17 protein-coding genes are annotated in these 16,340 nt (G+C 46.5%); 15 read left to right on the forward strand and 2 right to left on the reverse strand.

Translation table 11 applies throughout. The features are described 5' to 3' along the window. The first annotated feature begins 290 nt into the window (after nucleotides 1-290). The 9 genes from NYE58_RS08115 (at nucleotide 291) to NYE58_RS08155 (ending at nucleotide 8,937) form a co-directional block, all read left to right on the forward strand. A complete protein-coding gene (locus NYE58_RS08115) occupies nucleotides 291-449 on the forward strand; it encodes a hypothetical protein (RefSeq protein ID WP_340893339.1) in 159 nt (52 codons plus the stop codon). Then, entirely contained in the window at nucleotides 373-1,320 is a 948-nt protein-coding gene (locus NYE58_RS37455) for a Gfo/Idh/MocA family protein (protein WP_256719255.1), read from the forward strand. Before NYE58_RS08115 ends, NYE58_RS37455 begins: the two co-directional genes overlap by 77 nt. A gap of 501 nt (nucleotides 1,321-1,821) precedes the next feature. After that, nucleotides 1,822-2,454 carry a carbohydrate-binding family 9-like protein gene (locus NYE58_RS08125; protein ID WP_076098916.1) on the forward strand — a complete coding sequence of 211 codons (633 nt, stop codon included), beginning with the start codon at nucleotides 1,822-1,824 and terminating at the stop codon, nucleotides 2,452-2,454. 224 nt (nucleotides 2,455-2,678) lie between these two features. Next, nucleotides 2,679-3,557, forward strand: coding sequence for an ABC transporter ATP-binding protein (locus NYE58_RS08130; RefSeq protein ID WP_249267678.1), 879 nt, complete (start codon nucleotides 2,679-2,681; stop codon nucleotides 3,555-3,557). Further along, entirely contained in the window at nucleotides 3,554-6,013 is a 2,460-nt protein-coding gene (locus NYE58_RS08135; protein WP_341001544.1) for a hypothetical protein, read from the forward strand. Before NYE58_RS08130 ends, NYE58_RS08135 begins: the two co-directional genes overlap by 4 nt. Further along, entirely contained in the window at nucleotides 6,010-6,702 is a 693-nt protein-coding gene (locus NYE58_RS08140) for a hypothetical protein (RefSeq protein WP_340889194.1), read from the forward strand. The genes NYE58_RS08135 and NYE58_RS08140 overlap by 4 nt, the downstream gene beginning before the upstream one ends. A 26-nt stretch (nucleotides 6,703-6,728) precedes the next feature. Continuing rightward, a complete protein-coding gene (locus NYE58_RS08145; protein WP_076125358.1) occupies nucleotides 6,729-7,322 on the forward strand; it encodes an RNA polymerase sigma factor in 594 nt (197 codons plus the stop codon). Next, nucleotides 7,297-8,274, forward strand: a complete 978-nt coding sequence (locus NYE58_RS08150; RefSeq protein WP_076141166.1) for a hypothetical protein — start codon at nucleotides 7,297-7,299, stop codon at nucleotides 8,272-8,274. The genes NYE58_RS08145 and NYE58_RS08150 overlap by 26 nt, the downstream gene beginning before the upstream one ends. Nucleotides 8,275-8,286: 12 nt before the next feature. Next, nucleotides 8,287-8,937, forward strand: a complete 651-nt coding sequence (locus NYE58_RS08155) for an ATP-binding cassette domain-containing protein (protein ID WP_076141167.1) — start codon at nucleotides 8,287-8,289, stop codon at nucleotides 8,935-8,937. A gap of 19 nt (nucleotides 8,938-8,956) precedes the next feature. Here the strand turns inward: NYE58_RS08155 and NYE58_RS08160 are convergent, their stop codons facing one another. Then, nucleotides 8,957-9,196, reverse strand: coding sequence for a hypothetical protein (locus tag NYE58_RS08160; protein WP_139330140.1), 240 nt, complete (start codon nucleotides 9,194-9,196; stop codon nucleotides 8,957-8,959). A 175-nt stretch (nucleotides 9,197-9,371) separates the two neighbouring features. Between NYE58_RS08160 and NYE58_RS08165 the strand changes: the two genes are divergently transcribed. Both NYE58_RS08165 and NYE58_RS08170 read left to right on the forward strand, forming a co-directional pair. Next, nucleotides 9,372-9,848, forward strand: coding sequence for a hypothetical protein (locus tag NYE58_RS08165; protein ID WP_076141168.1), 477 nt, complete (start codon nucleotides 9,372-9,374; stop codon nucleotides 9,846-9,848). Nucleotides 9,849-10,126: 278 nt separating this feature from the next. After that, complete coding sequence (locus NYE58_RS08170; RefSeq protein ID WP_235219370.1) at nucleotides 10,127-10,786, forward strand: YczE/YyaS/YitT family protein; 660 nt, start codon at nucleotides 10,127-10,129, stop codon at nucleotides 10,784-10,786. 55 nt (nucleotides 10,787-10,841) lie between these two features. Here NYE58_RS08170 and NYE58_RS08175 read toward each other — a convergent pair whose 3' ends face one another. After that, nucleotides 10,842-11,258 carry a MerR family transcriptional regulator gene (locus NYE58_RS08175; protein WP_036675831.1) on the reverse strand — a complete coding sequence of 139 codons (417 nt, stop codon included), beginning with the start codon at nucleotides 11,256-11,258 and terminating at the stop codon, nucleotides 10,842-10,844. 120 nt (nucleotides 11,259-11,378) lie between these two features. Between NYE58_RS08175 and NYE58_RS08180 the strand changes: the two genes are divergently transcribed. The 4 genes from NYE58_RS08180 (at nucleotide 11,379) to NYE58_RS08195 (ending at nucleotide 16,264) form a co-directional block, all read left to right on the forward strand. Beyond that, on the forward strand, nucleotides 11,379-12,428 hold the full coding sequence (locus tag NYE58_RS08180; RefSeq protein WP_076141170.1) for an NAD(P)-dependent alcohol dehydrogenase: 1,050 nt from the start codon (nucleotides 11,379-11,381) through the stop codon (nucleotides 12,426-12,428). Nucleotides 12,429-12,995: 567 nt separating this feature from the next. After that, on the forward strand, nucleotides 12,996-14,396 hold the full coding sequence (locus tag NYE58_RS08185) for an ABC transporter substrate-binding protein (protein WP_076098906.1): 1,401 nt from the start codon (nucleotides 12,996-12,998) through the stop codon (nucleotides 14,394-14,396). A gap of 78 nt (nucleotides 14,397-14,474) precedes the next feature. Beyond that, complete coding sequence (locus NYE58_RS08190; protein WP_038569373.1) at nucleotides 14,475-15,398, forward strand: carbohydrate ABC transporter permease; 924 nt, start codon at nucleotides 14,475-14,477, stop codon at nucleotides 15,396-15,398. Next, a complete protein-coding gene (locus NYE58_RS08195; RefSeq protein WP_326047433.1) occupies nucleotides 15,395-16,264 on the forward strand; it encodes a carbohydrate ABC transporter permease in 870 nt (289 codons plus the stop codon). Before NYE58_RS08190 ends, NYE58_RS08195 begins: the two co-directional genes overlap by 4 nt. Nucleotides 16,265-16,340 lie beyond the last annotated feature (76 nt).

Raw genomic sequence — 16,340 nt, forward strand, 5'->3', positions numbered from 1 at the left:
AAAGGGAGTTGCTTTTTTATGTGCGCCCAGCATTGGCGATCTATAGGGTTGAAGTTCCGCATACATCGTACAAAAATGGCGGACCTTGCGGCAAGCGATAGAAGAAAGAACCTATGAACCGAGCCCCTCCCCTACATAGAATTAGAAGGAATAACGGAATCGTGCAAAAAGTAACTTTCTTTGCTAAATAAAAATATCCATCATTCCTATATAATAAAGGTGACAAGGTATCATAACAAGGAGCTTGGATCAACATAAAATAACCTCCGCGAGTGAGAAGGATAGGATGGATGCATCATGAAAAGGTACGGGGCGGTCGTGATAGGCTGCTGTTATATGGGCTCTCTCCACTTGGACGCGATATCACGACAGGTGCGGGTCCGGTTGATCGGCGTGGCGGATTGGAACCGGGACAGGGCCTCCTTAGTGGCAAGCCAATACGGAGCTGAGTGTTGGAGCACGGATTACCGGGTCTTGATAGAGCGTGATGATGTGGATCTGGTCATTATCGCCACGTACCCGTCCTCCCATCTGGGGATCGCAAAAGATTGTCTCGCTGCAGGGAAGCATATCCTATGCGAGAAGCCGATGGCGGGCAATGCACGGGAAACACAGGAATTCATGAAGCTGGCCCGTGGAGCTAAAACCAAGGTGCTGATCGGTCACATCCTTCGCCATAACACTACGTACCAGGCGGTTATGAAGATGATCCGGGAGGGCGCCATCGGCTTCCCTTTGGTCATCCGGCTATCCCAATTGAAGCCCTCCAAAAATTGGGCTTCCCACTTATCCCTGCTCCGGGACGTCTCGCCGATCGTGGATTGCGGCGTCCATTATATCGATGTGATGCGTTGGGCTACAGGGGCGGACGTAGTAAGCGTCAATGGGATCGGGCAGCGTCTCTACGAAGAAGTCCCGCCGTATACTTACAATTACGGACTCATGACCCTCCGTCTGTCGGACGGCTCCATCGGCTACTTTGAGACAGGGTGGGGCAAGGGGCTTCCGACTGATAACCGGAAGGAATTTATCGGACCGGCAGGCCGGATTCGCATCATATACAAGAACGAACGACCGCGAGAGGATCAGCATCTGGGGAATCTGATCGAGGTCGAAGACTACCAGAAAGGAGCGGTCCGGCAGATCAATATGGACTTCTCCGTAAAGCCTACGGGTGCCCAGCTGGACTATTTCCTGTCCATGCTGGAGAACAACTTGCCCCCTATACCGGCAATGGAGGAAGCCTGCCGGGCGATGGAGATCGCTCTCTTAGCCGACCGGGCGATCCATGAAGGAATTACGTTACCTTGCGCGAAATAAGGGTTGACCAACATGGTGATGGTAACAGGGGATGAACCGGTGCATGGTGTACACCTGCTGAGGAATAAATTGTCCACACCCATGCAAAGTACGGCAGCCGACATCAGTCAGTCGAACTGAGGGATGTATACGGTGCCGTCGGGTACCACCCGCTGGATCATCAACGGATTGCAGGGCTAGTAAGCTCCGGAGCCATATTCCGGGAGGTTCCATTCGGCGAGGTGAAGGTAGATTTCGACGCCTATTTCGCCGCATTGCAGGAGAACGGATACGGGGGGATCTGACCATCGATCGGGAAGTGGGGGATGCGCCCGAGGGGATATAGAGTGTGCAGTTCCATCATCCGCCAATACAGGTAACGGCAGACGGCCGTGCGAGATTTCGGGGATCGAGACTGCGTATTGGAAAACCGGTAAGTCGCGGGTCTAAATAATCAAGTTAATTAATAGGGTTGTTTTGCTGTGTTAGCCTAGTGGGATTTCCAACCGAAGGGAATGAACCATGGAAAGAAAATTAGAAACCTTAGTGATTTCCCGCCTGATAAATCAGACGGATGTTTCAGTTACAGAAGATTTCCAGATCATTAAACAGTATCAATGGCTTAAAGGATATAACCCGGTCGTTACAGCAAGATTAAATTACAGTCAGGAGGATCTGAAGCTTCAGTTTAAGGTTTACGAACAGAATCCAATACGAACATATAGAAACATGAATGATCCTGTGTATAAGGATAGCTGCATCGAGTTCTTTTTTCAGCCTACTCCGGATTCGGACCAGCGCTATATGAATTTCGAATTTAATGCGAATGGCGCAATTCTCTTGCAGATAGGAGCGGATCGGTATGATCGCTTCCCAATCACTATCAATCCAGCACTTTTCCAAGTCCTATCCACCACGGATCAGATTAATGATAAAGGGGAAGCGTATTGGGAATTAAGCTTTTCGATCTCATGGGCATGGGTACAATCTTATTTTTCGGATTTTCGGGCAGTGCCGGGAAAAAGGATAAGAGGAAACTTTTACAAGTGCGGCGATGAAACGGTTTATCCGCACTTTGGAACATGGAGCAAAGTTCATTCGAACAAACCAGAATTTCATAGAAGCTGTGATTTTGGGATTCTGTACTTAGAGTAACTGCGAAATGCAGGTTAATGAATAACTTCCGAAGCCGCATATACGGGGTTGGAGGTTTTTTTGTCGTAGTAGACACATCGAACAAATGTCATATTGGCAGCGCAAGGATACTATTATTTTAAAAAATCACCTGTTTTTTAAACTTTTAGAAGGGAGTGTCGTTATACTGTTCGACAATCTACTCGTGCGCACGGTAGTTGGCCAAGTACGAATGGAGGCAGGTAATGATGCATGTAGTTATCCAGCAATTGTGCAAAAAATATGGCAGTAAACAAGTACTGAACGGAATTAACCTGACATTGGGTACGGGTATGTTCGGCTTACTCGGTCCCAATGGGGCGGGAAAATCAACATTGATGCAAATATTGGCAACAGTAATACCGAAAACATCAGGGGATGTACAAATTGGACATTGCAAGCTTGGGCGGGATGAACGTGAAATTCGTGGCTTGCTTGGCTACCTGCCACAAGAGTTTGGCGTATATCGCAAGTTGACAGGCGCAGAATATCTCGATTATGTCGCGTCCATGAAGGGCATTACAAATGGAAAAGCCCGGAGGAAAGCAGTAGCCGAAATGTTGCGCCGAGTCAATCTGGAGGAGAAGCGCCATGTGCGTATAGGCAAATATTCTGGCGGGATGCGGCAGCGCATCGGTATTGCCCAGGCGTTGCTAGGTGATCCGCAGTTCATTATTGTGGACGAGCCTACGGCAGGGCTTGATCCCGAAGAACGCATGCGATTTCGTGATATGCTGACTGAGCTGGGTAAAGATCGTACTGTGCTACTGTCTACACATGTCGTCGCCGATATTGATAATAACTGTAAGAGTATGGCGATTATGAGCGGAGGGCGCATCGTATTTCACGGTACGCAAGAACAATTGCTCCAGCGTGTGCAGGGACAAGTGTGGACGGTCCAAGTGGGTGATGAGAAGCTTGCAGAGCTCAAAGAAACTGCAGCCATCGTGACTGCAAAGCGTTCAGGAGCCGGCTATGAGGCGCGTGTTCTTGCCAGTTCTGTCCCATTACCTGGAGCAGTCCAGGCAAAGGCAGGACTTGAGGACGGATATATCGCGGTCATGAGAGCGGGGAATAGCCAATGAGCCTAGTTCGCTATTACAAAACAGAGTGCAAGCTACTGCTGCGTGGCCCAGGCTTGTATCTAATGCTGGCAACTGTGGTCGGCATCCTGTATTTGATGTTTCAGACCGCCGATGCCAAATTGGATCGTGCAGTATACGTGATGGATATTTCTGAGGTGTATTGCCTTGTAGCCCTCATTATTTTGCCTTTGCTGGCAACAGCGATAGCACGGCGGGATGAAGAATGGAAGACAGCAACCATGATGGCTACCTTTCCGTATCGAACATGGGAAATGGAGGCTGCACGCTTGCTCTGTGCTGTAACCCTTCCGTTAGCAGCTGCGCTCGTGCCGATGGGGGCTTATGTATGGTTGGTCGTAAATGATGGCATCTCATGGGGAATGCGTGAATGGTATACCTCTGCTGTATTGGCTTCCTTTGCCATCCCGATGTTATTTGCAACTGTAATTGCCTACTTAGTAGGTATCCTTATCCGCAAGCGATACAGTTACTTGATCAGCTTCGTCCTGTTGCTTAGCTTGGCAATTATTTTACCGGAATTTTTTAAGACCGATCGCCCTTCTTTTTCATTACCCCCTCATACGCAGATTTGGTTCGATTATTCACTAGTTAAATATATTGGTAAGTCTTACTCACGTATGTGGGGATTTATATATGATCCGGCATTTTGGCTGCATCGCGGCATCGTTGCAGCTTTAGCAGCAAGAATGGTCATGACTGTTCTACTTGTAGTATGTAGACGCAGGCGGGAACGGGTCAAGGCATGGCTGGTCTATCCCACGATGCTGATTCTAGGTGCAGCATTGTTATGGGCAGGTAGTGCGATGTACGGATACCTGCAGGAACGGGCAGATATTGCGGATGCCAATGAACGTTTCTATCGCGAACGTCTTACTTCAGCCAATGATATCACGCAACAGCGTGAATTGGAGCAACTGCTCGTTGCTGGAATTGCAGCGGGTAAATATTCGGAGGCGGATATTGAGGAAATGTCTCGGATCACCCTTAACACAAACGGGAATACCAGCAATCCGCTCTCGGTATCGCATATTAAAGATCTGCTTGTCGGAATGAAGTTCCAGGATCTACACATTAACAGCTACAAGCTGAAGTTGGAATTACTGCCGCGGCATGGGTTAGAAATACAGGCGACGATGCAAGCAAGCAATGGACAAGCGGCAACACTAGAGCGATTCCCAATCATGCTGCGACATATCTTTGATGTACAGGAACTGAAGGTGAACGGTGCTGCTGCTGCCTATAAGTGGGAAGAGGCTACAGATGTACTTTGGATCAAGCCTGCAACGGATGTTATGCCAGGGGAGCATCTGGAGATCGAGATGACATATAGAGGTACCCTAAATGATTGGCGGCATTATTATTCCGTCGCTCCTAGCAGGGATAGATGGGAGCAGATCGCTGTTGTCGACGATAACAGGATTTTCCTGCCAGCTTTCTATGGCTGGTACCCTGTTATCGGCAATAGCCGGCTATCGGAATTGCTTACCGATCACTACGAATGGGGGCGTCACGCTACAGATATTCTGGACACACAACTGCCGCGCCCTATGGCGGGCTTTGAAGTTTCTATCACAGGGCCAAGTGGCTTGAAACTGTTCTCCAACGCCTCTGTCATTACTAGTAAGATGGCTGGAGAGAAGGGAGCGACCATCACGCGCCTGGAGCTGGATGAAGCAAGCGGACTTACATTATTTGGGGGCGATCTGCAACTTGCAGAAGCGACGGCAGACGGCAAGACGTTGCGTCTGTTGGCATCTGGTCAATTGCCTACCCGTTCTGTCGAAGAAGCAGCAGAGTTCGCAGCCAGGCATTACGCCCAAGCAGCGCGTACTTTGAAAATGTTGGATGGAGAAGCTGCAACGAGCTTTCCCCAGACGGTTACTATGGCACTTGCCGATTATCCGTATTATAGTTTGAATATGGTGAGTATGAGTACCCTGGGCATGGTAGATGCAGCAGTTGGAGGTCCGGAAGCTCGCGATATCCACTTTTTGTCTAAGTTGTCTGAGTTAAGTTATTTTGGGACGGAAATTGAGCGAGGGAAGAATGGGAACATTCAACTGAGAACGGGGCAATACTGGCTTGATTACAGTGCCAAACGTAGAGAAATTAGAAATGCGAGAATGTTAAATTTAAACGCCCAATTTACACTGAACAACTTTTTTCAGGCTTATAACGAGCTCAAGCTGGTCGGAGAGGAACTGCCAGATCGACTGTTCGAACCTGTTAGCAGCTATTTTTTGAACGGTACACCGAATCAGGTTTATGACCTTATGAATACCATATACAGCCAGTACGGTATTGAAAGTGTCTACGATGTCATCAAGCTTGTCTATGACAGTATTGGCACAGAGCAGCTAATCGAGGACAGTGATGAACAAATGGAAGCGCTTCTGCGAGGCTATTTACAAAGGAAAATGGAGGGAGGACAATGAAGGTTGCCCTCATTCTTTTGTCCCGTACAAAATATGCTTGGCGCATCCTATGGGGCGGCTACTTGCTAGCTATAGCTATTATTGCGGCGCTGATAGCAGCTGGTTGCCTCATGCTGCCAATGATGATGCCCTCTCCTGGTTTTTATCATGTCAAAGTGGCTTTTATATTTGTGCTGCCTTTACTTGCGATTGCCTTGAGTGCTGCCTTGTTCGCCGATGATTTCAGTGAGGGTACTTTTGCCCATCATTTCAGCTATCCATATTCACAATTACTCGTGTGCGCCGAGCGAGGAGCGGTCGCTGCGCTATTGCTAGTTATCTATGAAGCAACGTTGCTCTGGGCAATTGACCGCTGGGCGATCGTTTTAAGTACGGCACAACTAGCTTACATAATTAAACATAGCCTCAGTGTGAATATGTTCCTTGGCGGTCTGGCGGCATTGGGCAGTCTGCTAGGGCGCAATATGGCTGTCGGGCTAGGAGTGGGGGCAACGGTGTGGCTGCTGGAGTATTTTATGTCCAGTATGCCGCTCAATCGGTACTATTTATTTCAAGCCGTCTGGCCGGTGAGCCGGTTCACAGATAAATCGCATAACGCTATCGCATTATTTGCAGCAGCTGGAATACTGCTTTTCTGCTGTATGCTTCTATTGGGGAAAGGCAGAGGTTGGCTCGTGTGCAGGCAATAGTGCTGAGCGAGAAAGGAGAGAGTCAAGTGAACAGCAGGGCTGTTGTTACGGATGAGCAACTGCTCGAGCAATACAAGCAAGGGAATACAGCCGTGCTGGAGTTGTTCGTCTATCGGTATCATCAGACCATCTATGCGTATTTATACCGACTGACCAGCAAGCGTCAGCTCGCAGAAGATTTGGTGCAAGAGTGTTTTGTCAGAGTATTCACGGCTTTGCAAGCTGGTCGGTTGCCTGAACGGTTTCGACCATGGATTTATCGAATTGCGACGAACCTGTGCCGTGATGTATGGAAGTCCGGAGCTTATCGTTATGAAGTAGCGGCTAAGGATACCGGAGTGTATGATGCGGCAGATGGCGGTAAGGATACGGTAGCGTCTTTTTTAGACAAGCAATATGAGCGTGAAGCAGTCATTGCTGCCCTTGGCGCTTTGCCTGAGGAGGAGCGGCAAATTGTTATTTTGCGTTTTTATGAGGAGCTCAAGCTGGATGAAATAGCCGAGTTGCTGGAACTGCCGCTTGGAACGGTCAAGTCCAAGCTGTATCGGGCGTTCAGGCGACTGGCCCATACATTGCAGAAAGGGGAGGATCAGGATGAGTTACATATCCGGAGCCGGTAGCGCCGATAAGGCTAGTCGCGACAGTCAACTGCACAGGGAATTGCAAGAGCAGCGGCAACTAGAGGAAAAGGGTGAAGCAGCAGCGGATCGATGGGAGCATGACCAGATCGGAGCCGTATTCAGCCAACTGGATCGCTATACCGTCGATGGTCCCAGCGGCCAGCAGACGGAATCTCTGCTGGCGCTTGCCGCCACATATGCCACACAGCCTGAGTGGGCGGTTGCTGTACCCTCTTCCAGGCGAGTGCCAAGACATGACAGGCCTGGGCGGCAAGCAACTGTCGCTATATCTTTACCAGTAAGGCTTATGCAACGCATGGCAGCTCAGGTAAGGACGATGCATTGGCTGTTTTGGCTTACATCAGCGCTTATGATTGGCATAGGAGCAGTCGTTGAGGGGCTGGTAGCAAGTGAATGGTTCAGTAGCTCTGCCAAGCCGGATGTATTTTTATTTACGATTCTGTTGCTTCCTGTAGCCAGTGTGGCCTATTCACTCCGATCCATGCATACGCCAATGAGTGAGCTTGAGGCGACCTTTCCTGTTACACCCGTACAGCTTATGGTAGCCAGAATAGGAACCATACTGCTATATGACCTCCTTCTAGCGCTGTTGTTTTATGGAATACTCGTTATGACGGGTACCAGCGGTGAATTCGGATCTAACACTACTTTACTGATCACAGATCTATTACTACCGATCTGCCTGAGCGCTTTTGCAGCGCTGGCTGCAATGCTTCGTTTCGGGACATGGCCTGGTACCGCGGTTGTCCTCGCAGTGGGCGTCATCCAGTTTTCCGCTGGCGAGAGGCTTGGCGTATTTCAATTGTTCAGCGAATACGGGTCCGAACACTGGCTTGCAAGCAAGCTTGTTGCTGTTAGTCTGGCAATAGCGCTTGGTGTTATAACAAGTATTTTGCTGCGCCATCGGCATTATTACAAGCAATATGGATAGGAGGGAAGAGTGGTGCGAGGAGCTGAACTAAAACTTACCGCGGTTGAACTTCTTGCAGATAATGGTCACCTGCTGCTAGGGGATGTGAATTTGGCATTGCCGCCAGGCTGGTATGGTCTGGAGGGCGCCAATGGCAGTGGAAAAACAGCATTGCTCAAAGCGATAGCTGGTCTATACCAGCCTGTACGCGGCCTGATTACCTATCAGCTTCATGGCGTGACGTTGTCAGGCAATGCTTTCAAGCCTTATCTGGGCTACAAGCCACAGCAGGCAGCGTACTATGACAATATGAATGTCGAGGCATACTTGCGTTATGTGGGTGAGATGAAGCTGATGCCACGGGCGACCATTGAAGAACGATCTCGTGAGCTATGTGAACGGCTCGGGCTTACTGCCGAGTGGAAGACGCCCATTCAGCGGTTGTCAGGCGGCAACAAGCAACGGCTTATGATTGCTCAGGCGATGCTTGCTGATCCATGGTTTCTGCTGCTGGATGAGCCTCTCTATGGCGTGGATATCGAGATTCGTTTCCTGCTGCTAGACACGTTGTACGAAATGACACCTGGCACAGTCGCAATCTTTTCAGGCGCTTTGGAGGGCCTACAGGGAGGTTGGTTGGATGCTGTGATCAAACTTGAAAATGGTACAGCGGCGCTGCACTGATGCAGCGCCGTTTTCTATATTAAATCATCCTGCTGCGGCTGCGAAACTTGCCTGGCGGATAGCCAGACATTTGTTTGAACCATTTGCTGAAGGGGTGGATAGAGTCGGCCTCTAGCTGGCTGGCAATGGAGACTCTTCTACTCTTATCATTGGCAAAGAACGGGGAGTTTTGAACACAAATAAAATAATGAGAAGTGACAGATTGCTTGGGTAGTGTTGGGATAATATCAATAATTGGCGAACCAGCCGATGGAATCAATGGCGTGATTTTCTCTTTGATTGGAGATTTTTTGGTACCTTATTGTCAGTACAATCATACAGAGCAAAAAAAGGAGGAGAACCCAGAATCATGCACACCAAGAATAAGGGGAAGTACAATGATTTTTCGAGTACCTGGATAGCTAATTGTTGCGGAAGAAGACGAAACACTTCCCTTGGCTCATCCTGATTTGATGTTGTTTTTGCTTAACACCACAAATGTAATTGATAGTGTTGATTATAGACTGTTCAAAATAAAGGAAACAGCTATCGTTCAATTTTTTGTAACGGACGCATTTAAACAACTAGTGGAACTCCATGACCTTAAGGGCTTAGATTTCTCAGAGGTATACGATTCAGCTTTTACTGCAGAAAAAGAAGAAGAGCAAGAACGTAATTACCAAGCTGCCCTTGATTTCATAGAGCGCAATAAAGGAATTGAAGTTTCATATGATGAGGCTCGTTTCCTTATGGAGCAGGAAAAAGTTGTTGCCAGCGGAAAGTGGAGAATGCAACTAGATGAGAATGGGGAGCTATGGCTTGCGAATTTGACACCTGATTTGATTTATTGCTGGGGCCAGCCAATTTATATTCCTCCTGTGTTAATGCTTTTTCAATGGCATGAAGTAGAGAAGTCTGAAATTAACTTATAGAACCCGGTGGAATGAAATATACTCTTATGAAGCTTTATCATGATTTTTAAAAGGCTAAGCGCTGAGCTTAAAGTCATAAGTTAGATCCGTTAACACTAAAGTTTTACAAAGGCGACTTATCTGCGGACGGGTTGCTTTTGTTTTTTCAGTTCCCATCAAAACAATATAGTCCTGACCGATCTGCTTATCCAAATCATTGAATACTATCAATAAAGATAACCGTCAAACAATAGAATATATGATATAATGACGTGGTTGTTGCAAGGTGCAATTTTAATATGAAAAATAGGATGGGCAATATGAAGGGTTATCTTTATAACGTTGATAAAAAACGATTGATTATTATGGTTATCGGCAATGTATTTCTGGGCATGGGAATCAGTATTTTTAAGCTGTCCGGCATGGGGAATGATCCCTTTAGCGGCATGGTAATGGCACTTGCAGAGTGCGTCGGTATAACATATGCAAATTTTCTGATCTTGCTGAACCTGGTATTGTTTGTAATCGAATTCATAACCGGACGAAGGTTTATTGGAGCCGGGACTTTTGTAAACGCAATCTTTTTGGGATATATCGCTACGTTCTTTCATAGTACTTGGCTATCTCTGTTGGGCGAACCTCAGCTGTTATGGCAGAGGGTGGTCGTCGTAGCGATTGGCGTGGTGGTATGCAGTTTTGGGGTATCCTTGTATCAGACATCGGCTGTGGGAGTAGCTCCTTACGACAGCCTGTCCCTGATTATGAGGGATAACTTCCCGAAAATATCTTATTTTTGGCACCGGATGTTTACGGATGCGCTTTGTGCTTTGATTTGCTTCCTGGCAGGAGGCGTTATAGGCTTAGGAACTCTAGTGTCCGCACTTGGTCTGGGACCCATTATTCATTTTTTTGATGTGAATTTTACGGAGAAGCTGCTGGCAAAAAAGCGTCCAAATTAAGAAAGGCGGGGCAGATCAATCTGCCCCGCCTTTACTGTAATTTGAAGGTTCATTTCTAATGAGTAAATGCACTCTTAATGTTATTTTTTTTATGAACATCTTCCGTGCCGCTATCCAAGGCGGTCTTGTAGTAGAAGCATTTATGTTCTATGACTTCCATCGTTTTTCTTAATTCTTCCATCTGTGCTTCTACGGAAGCTTTTCGCTCCAGGAACATGTCATATCTCTGCTGCAAGGTGGAGTCCCCCTCAGAGCACCACTCAATGAAATGTTTTATTTCCTTAATCGGCATCCCGGATGACTTCAGGCATTCAATTACTTTTAAAGCGTCCATATCCGTTTCTTTGAAAACGCGTTTCCCGCTGGGGGTTCTTTCTATAAAAGGCAAAAGCCCCTCCTTGTCATAGTAACGCAGGGTATGTGATGTCATATTAAAGTATTCTGCAACTTCACTTATGGAGTATGTCTTCATCATCTATCTCCAGTCTTAATTATATTTTGTGCTTGACTTAGAGTTAACTTTAAGTAATAACATAGGTTTTGTAAAGTCGGCATTACAGTTTTTTATATTAACTAGAAGAGAGGTTTCACTATGATAAAAGTTAATGCACGCGCTACATTCAGTCAGGAAGGCCCGTTCAAGCTAACTACAATCGAACGCCGGAATCTGCAGCCGCACGATGTTCTTATAGAGATTAAATACGCGGGCATTTGCCACTCGGATATTCATACAGCCCGCGGGGAGTGGGGACCGGTTAAGTATCCACTTGTTCCAGGGCATGAGATCGCCGGTATTGTCAGCCAGGTCGGTTCCGAAGTTACAAAGTACACAGTTGGCGATCGTGTAGGGGTAGGTTGTATGGTTGACTCCTGTGGAGAGTGCAGTAATTGCCAGAAAGGTGAGGAGCAGTATTGCCTGAGTGGAAATACGGGCACCTATGGAGCTATCGACCGGCACGGTCACTATACACAGGGCGGATATTCCACGCACATCGTTGTAACAGAAGACTTCGTGGTCCGGATTCCTGACGCTATTCCGCTTGACGCGGCTGCACCGCTTTTGTGTGCAGGAATCACCACCTATTCACCGCTGCGCCATTGGGGAGCCGCTCCCGGCAAAAAAGTAGCTGTAGTGGGTCTTGGCGGGCTTGGACACATGGCTGTGAAGATTGCTCATGCTATGGGAGCTGAGGTTACTGTGTTATCACAGTCACTGAAGAAGAAGGAAGACGGATTGCAATTAGGAGCGGATCATTATTATGCCACAAGCGATCCGGAGACATTTAAGCAGCTTGCCGGTTCATTCGATCTAATCGTGAATACAGTAAGCGCACAGATTGATATCGATGCCTATCTTTCACTTCTGGCGCTGGATGGTACATTAGTCAATGTCGGTGCGCCTGCTGATCCATTGGCAGTTAACGTATTCTCGCTGATCGGCCACCGCCGTTCGTTTGCCGGATCGATGATTGGCGGAATCCGTGAAACGCAGGAAATGCTTAATTTCTGCGCTGAACATAATATTGCATCTGAAATCGAGGTCATTTCTGCTGACCGGATAGATGAAGCCTGGGAGCGTGTGCTTGCTTCAGATGTCCGTTACCGGTTTGTCATCGACATCAGCACGATGGGGAACCAATAAGAGACGTCCTCTTTCTTGACATCGGTTCGTGTCCACAACCTCAAGAAATTCGATAACATAGCGGGAAATCGCAAGGAGCTGGAAATCTCACACAGTTGTGTTTCGAGAATAGAAAAACGGCGTTGCTTCATACAGCAGCGTAGTGTATAAATGCTAAATAGGCAGAGTAGTGCTTCTACCATTGGGGTAGGAGGGCGGCTCTGCTTATTGTCGTTACTGCAAGTGAATATTTTGGATCAGCTGATTCTGCTGTTTTATGAAAAAGATGATTCTTTAAAGGTTGGAATTTTTAAAAATCAGGTTGAAAAATGCTATTTTCCCTAATAGAAAATCATGACACAATAACAATAAAGCGCTTACTTCATTAAAACATCCCAAGTTCATGAAGACTCTATACCACTTTTTGAAAATATTTACGATATTAAAAGTCGTATCGGCTGGCCGAAATTTCGGATTCCAAGCAAAGGTTGGAATTATTAAAAAAAGTTGGTACTAAACGTTTAACTCAATAACTTAGGGGGTCAAACGGTTGGACATATCTATGTGATTATGAAGGGGGAGAGGGAAATGAAGGTAGGTAAAGCATTCGGGGTAGGTATTCTTTCAACTGCACTAGCATTAAGTGTCATTGGCTGCGCGAAAGATGAGACAAACACAGCAACCAAGGCAACTGATGGACCCAAAGCATCTGAGAACGCCACCTCCAAGCCTGAGGAGAAGGTCAAAATTATCTATTCGATGTGGGGAAGTGCGGAAGAGGGAAATGTAACCCAGGGAGTGGCGGATAAGTTTAATGCTTCTCAAGACAGAATTGAAGTAGAAGTACAAGCAATTCCTTGGGAAAACTACATGACCAAGCTGAATACAATGGCTACGGCAGAGCAATTACCTGATACAGGGATGCTCAGAGAAGATGGGGTCGTTCAGTGGTCTACCCAAGGCATGCTGAATGATGTAAATACAATGTACGAAGGAAGCGACAGCAAACCACTGGATAGCTTAGCCTACAAATATCAAGGGAAAACCGTAGCCTACGCGGCTGCCAATGAAATCTTACTCCTCTATTACAACAAAGATATGTTCGACAAAGCCAATGTACCCTATCCCCCAGCCGCTCTGGATAAAGCGTGGACATGGGAGGAATTTGTAACAACAGCAAAGAAGCTGACCCTTGATAAAAATGGTAAACATCCTGATGAGAGTGGCTTTAATGAGCAGAGTATCGTTCAGTTTGGCGCATCCGTTGAAAACTTACCATGGCAGCTTGAGACCTGGGCGCTTGGTAATGGTGGGGGGTTCTATTCGGGTGATGGGACTGAGGTGAGAATTGGAGAAGACGCCAGTATAGAGGGAATTCAGAAGGTTGCAGATCTTTACTTGAAGGATCATGTTGCTCCGTTGTCTGTCGGACAGACTGATGATGGCATTCAACGAACCATTATCGCAGGGACTGTTGCCATGGCTACTAACGGTGCGTGGAACGTGGGAACTAGTCTCAATACGGCTAAGAATGAAGGCCTGAACTATGGCGTTGCAGTATTGCCTTACATGAAGGATAAGGTTACCCTCAACACGGGTGGCGCCAATGTCGTGTTCTCCCAGACTAAGCATCCAAAAGAAGCGATGGAATGGCTGAAATGGTACAACTCAGAAGAAAATAACTGGGGCCTCATTAGCTCGGGAATCTGGATGCCGACACTGGAGAAGTGGTACACGGATGAGACCCTTACCCGTAAATGGGTCGAAAATCCTAACTTCCCTGTTTATGACGAATATAAATCTGCAGTAGTCGATTATGCGCAATCACCTGCTGTGAAGCCCGCAGCGTGGTTCTATACGAATCATACGACGGAGTTTAACACCTTACTCGGGTCGGTTCTAGGGGATGTATGGACGGGAAAGACGACCGCTAAGGATGCTATTTCTAAAAATCTCGATGCGTTGAAAGCAGCCCATTTAGGCAATTAGTAAAATCCGCAAAGAATGGCCGTTGCCAAGCTCACACCCGCGGCGGCCATATTATGATCTTCAGGTGGGGAGATAGAGATGGAAATGATTAATAAATCTCCGAAACGTCGTTCACGTATCCATGCAGGTGAGGCACGAGCCGCGTATATATTATTGATCCCTGCCTTCATTGGCCTGATCTTTCTAACGTATCTACCTCTTATTGGGGTGCTCGGGATCAGCTTAACGAATTGGACGGGACTTTCAGACCCCAAATTTGTTGGCTTCGAGAATTATATTAATCTATTTACCACTGATCCTTATATTAAAGATTCTATTATAGCTACGGTCTACTTTGCCGTCTTATCGGTAGTTGGAGGTATGATTTATTCACTTTTTATTGCGATGCTATTGAATCGTAAAATTCCGGCAAGAGGGTTTTTCCGAGCTGTTTTCTATGTACCGTACGTTTTGCCGGCAGCCGCAATATATGTAGGATGGTCTTGGTTATACGAAGCTAATTTTGGATTTTTTAACTTTATTCTCTCTGAGATTGGTTTGAACAAAGTTTCTTTTATCGCGGATTCCAGCTATGTCATTCCATCTCTATCCTTGATCTCGGTTTGGCTGTCAGGTAACTTAATTGTTATTTTCTTAGCTGGGCTGCAGAATGTTCCGGTCGTCTACCATGAAGCGGCTGAAATGGATGGTGCGAATGGATGGAAACGATTCTTGCATATCACTTTACCGTGCATGTCGCCCATTATCTTTTATAATTTGCTAATGAGCTTGATTGCCAATCTCCAAATTGTTACGCCGGCTCTTTCATTAACGAATGGCGGTCCGGGTAATTCTTCACGATTTTTAACTTATCTGATGTATGATCAAGCTTTTGTAAATTATAAATTGGGGTATGCTTGTGCGACAACGGCCGTTATTTTTGTTATTCTTGCAGGCTTTACTGGTGTATTATTCAAAACCTCCAATCTATGGATCTTTAATGAAGGAGGCGATGACAAATGAGTGTAGCCACATACGGAAGATTAAAGAGCAAAAAACGTAATAATCAATGGATGAACCTGATCTCGTTTGTCGTTGTCATTTTTTTTACTATACTCGTGCTCTTTCCAATCTGGTGGATATTTCGCACGTCGCTCATGTCGAATGCCGAGATATACCAATATCCGCCTTCACTGCTGCCAGGAAATTGGTTGTTTTCAAACTATGCAGAAACGCTAGAGATATTTAAGTTTTGGAAATATTTATGGAACACCATGATTATTATTGTACCCGCTTGTTTGGCAGGAACCTTTACAGCGACCTTATGCGGTTATGCCTTTGCAAGACTGCGTTTTCGGGGCAAAAAATTGATTTGGGCGCTTTGTGTCGGTTCGATGCTTCTACCTGCCATGGTTACTCTTATTCCACTATATATTGGGTGGACGAGAGGCTTAGGAATCCATGACAGCTATCTGCCGTTGATTTTGCCTTATTTCTGTGGTGGTGGCGCATTTAATATCTTTTTGATTAGGCAGTTTATCATGTCTATTCCGAGAGAGCTTGATCAAGCAGCAACGATCGATGGTGCTGGATATTACCGCATTTTGTTCAGCATTATTATGCCGGCCATTAAATCTGCAATGATCGTTGTGGCATTATTTATCTTTATCGGTTTATGGAATGATCTACTTCAACAGATGATTTACATAAACTCAAGCGATAAGTACACGATAGCCTTGGGACTAACCGCTTTTAGAGGCCAACTAAAGCAGGACTGGTCGCTGACGATGGCGGCTACGTGTATGTCCTTTGCGCCGGGCGTCATTTTTTATCTGATTGGTCAAAAATATTTCGTAGAAGGAATCACGTTGACAGGACTGAAAAATTAGCTCCAATGGCTAAAGATAGCGCACTGTAATCTGCTCTGAAGTGTTAATGGGGGCACCTTTCTGCTAAGGCTTAAGT

Source organism: Paenibacillus sp. FSL L8-0708, from assembly GCF_038009325.1.
Taxonomy (GTDB): domain Bacteria; phylum Bacillota; class Bacilli; order Paenibacillales; family Paenibacillaceae; genus Paenibacillus_AQ; species Paenibacillus_AQ odorifer.

What these genes read in the sequence shown, in the direction of transcription:
- NYE58_RS08115 (WP_340893339.1), top strand. Translation starts at nt 291, where the DNA reads ATGCATCATGAAAAGGTACGGGGCGGTCGTGATAGGCTGCTGTTATAT.
- NYE58_RS08125 (WP_076098916.1), top strand. Translation starts at nt 1,822, where the DNA reads ATGGAAAGAAAATTAGAAACCTTAGTGATTTCCCGCCTGATAAATCAG.
- NYE58_RS08130 (WP_249267678.1), top strand. Translation starts at nt 2,679, where the DNA reads ATGATGCATGTAGTTATCCAGCAATTGTGCAAAAAATATGGCAGTAAA.
- NYE58_RS08135 (WP_341001544.1), top strand. Translation starts at nt 3,554, where the DNA reads ATGAGCCTAGTTCGCTATTACAAAACAGAGTGCAAGCTACTGCTGCGT.
- NYE58_RS08140 (WP_340889194.1), top strand. Translation starts at nt 6,010, where the DNA reads ATGAAGGTTGCCCTCATTCTTTTGTCCCGTACAAAATATGCTTGGCGC.
- NYE58_RS08150 (WP_076141166.1), top strand. Translation starts at nt 7,297, where the DNA reads ATGAGTTACATATCCGGAGCCGGTAGCGCCGATAAGGCTAGTCGCGAC.
- NYE58_RS08170 (WP_235219370.1), top strand. Translation starts at nt 10,127, where the DNA reads ATGAAAAATAGGATGGGCAATATGAAGGGTTATCTTTATAACGTTGAT.
- NYE58_RS08175 (WP_036675831.1), bottom strand. Translation starts at nt 11,258, where the DNA reads ATGAAGACATACTCCATAAGTGAAGTTGCAGAATACTTTAATATGACA.
- NYE58_RS08180 (WP_076141170.1), top strand. Translation starts at nt 11,379, where the DNA reads ATGATAAAAGTTAATGCACGCGCTACATTCAGTCAGGAAGGCCCGTTC.
- NYE58_RS08185 (WP_076098906.1), top strand. Translation starts at nt 12,996, where the DNA reads ATGAAGGTAGGTAAAGCATTCGGGGTAGGTATTCTTTCAACTGCACTA.
- NYE58_RS08190 (WP_038569373.1), top strand. Translation starts at nt 14,475, where the DNA reads ATGGAAATGATTAATAAATCTCCGAAACGTCGTTCACGTATCCATGCA.
- NYE58_RS08195 (WP_326047433.1), top strand. Translation starts at nt 15,395, where the DNA reads ATGAGTGTAGCCACATACGGAAGATTAAAGAGCAAAAAACGTAATAAT.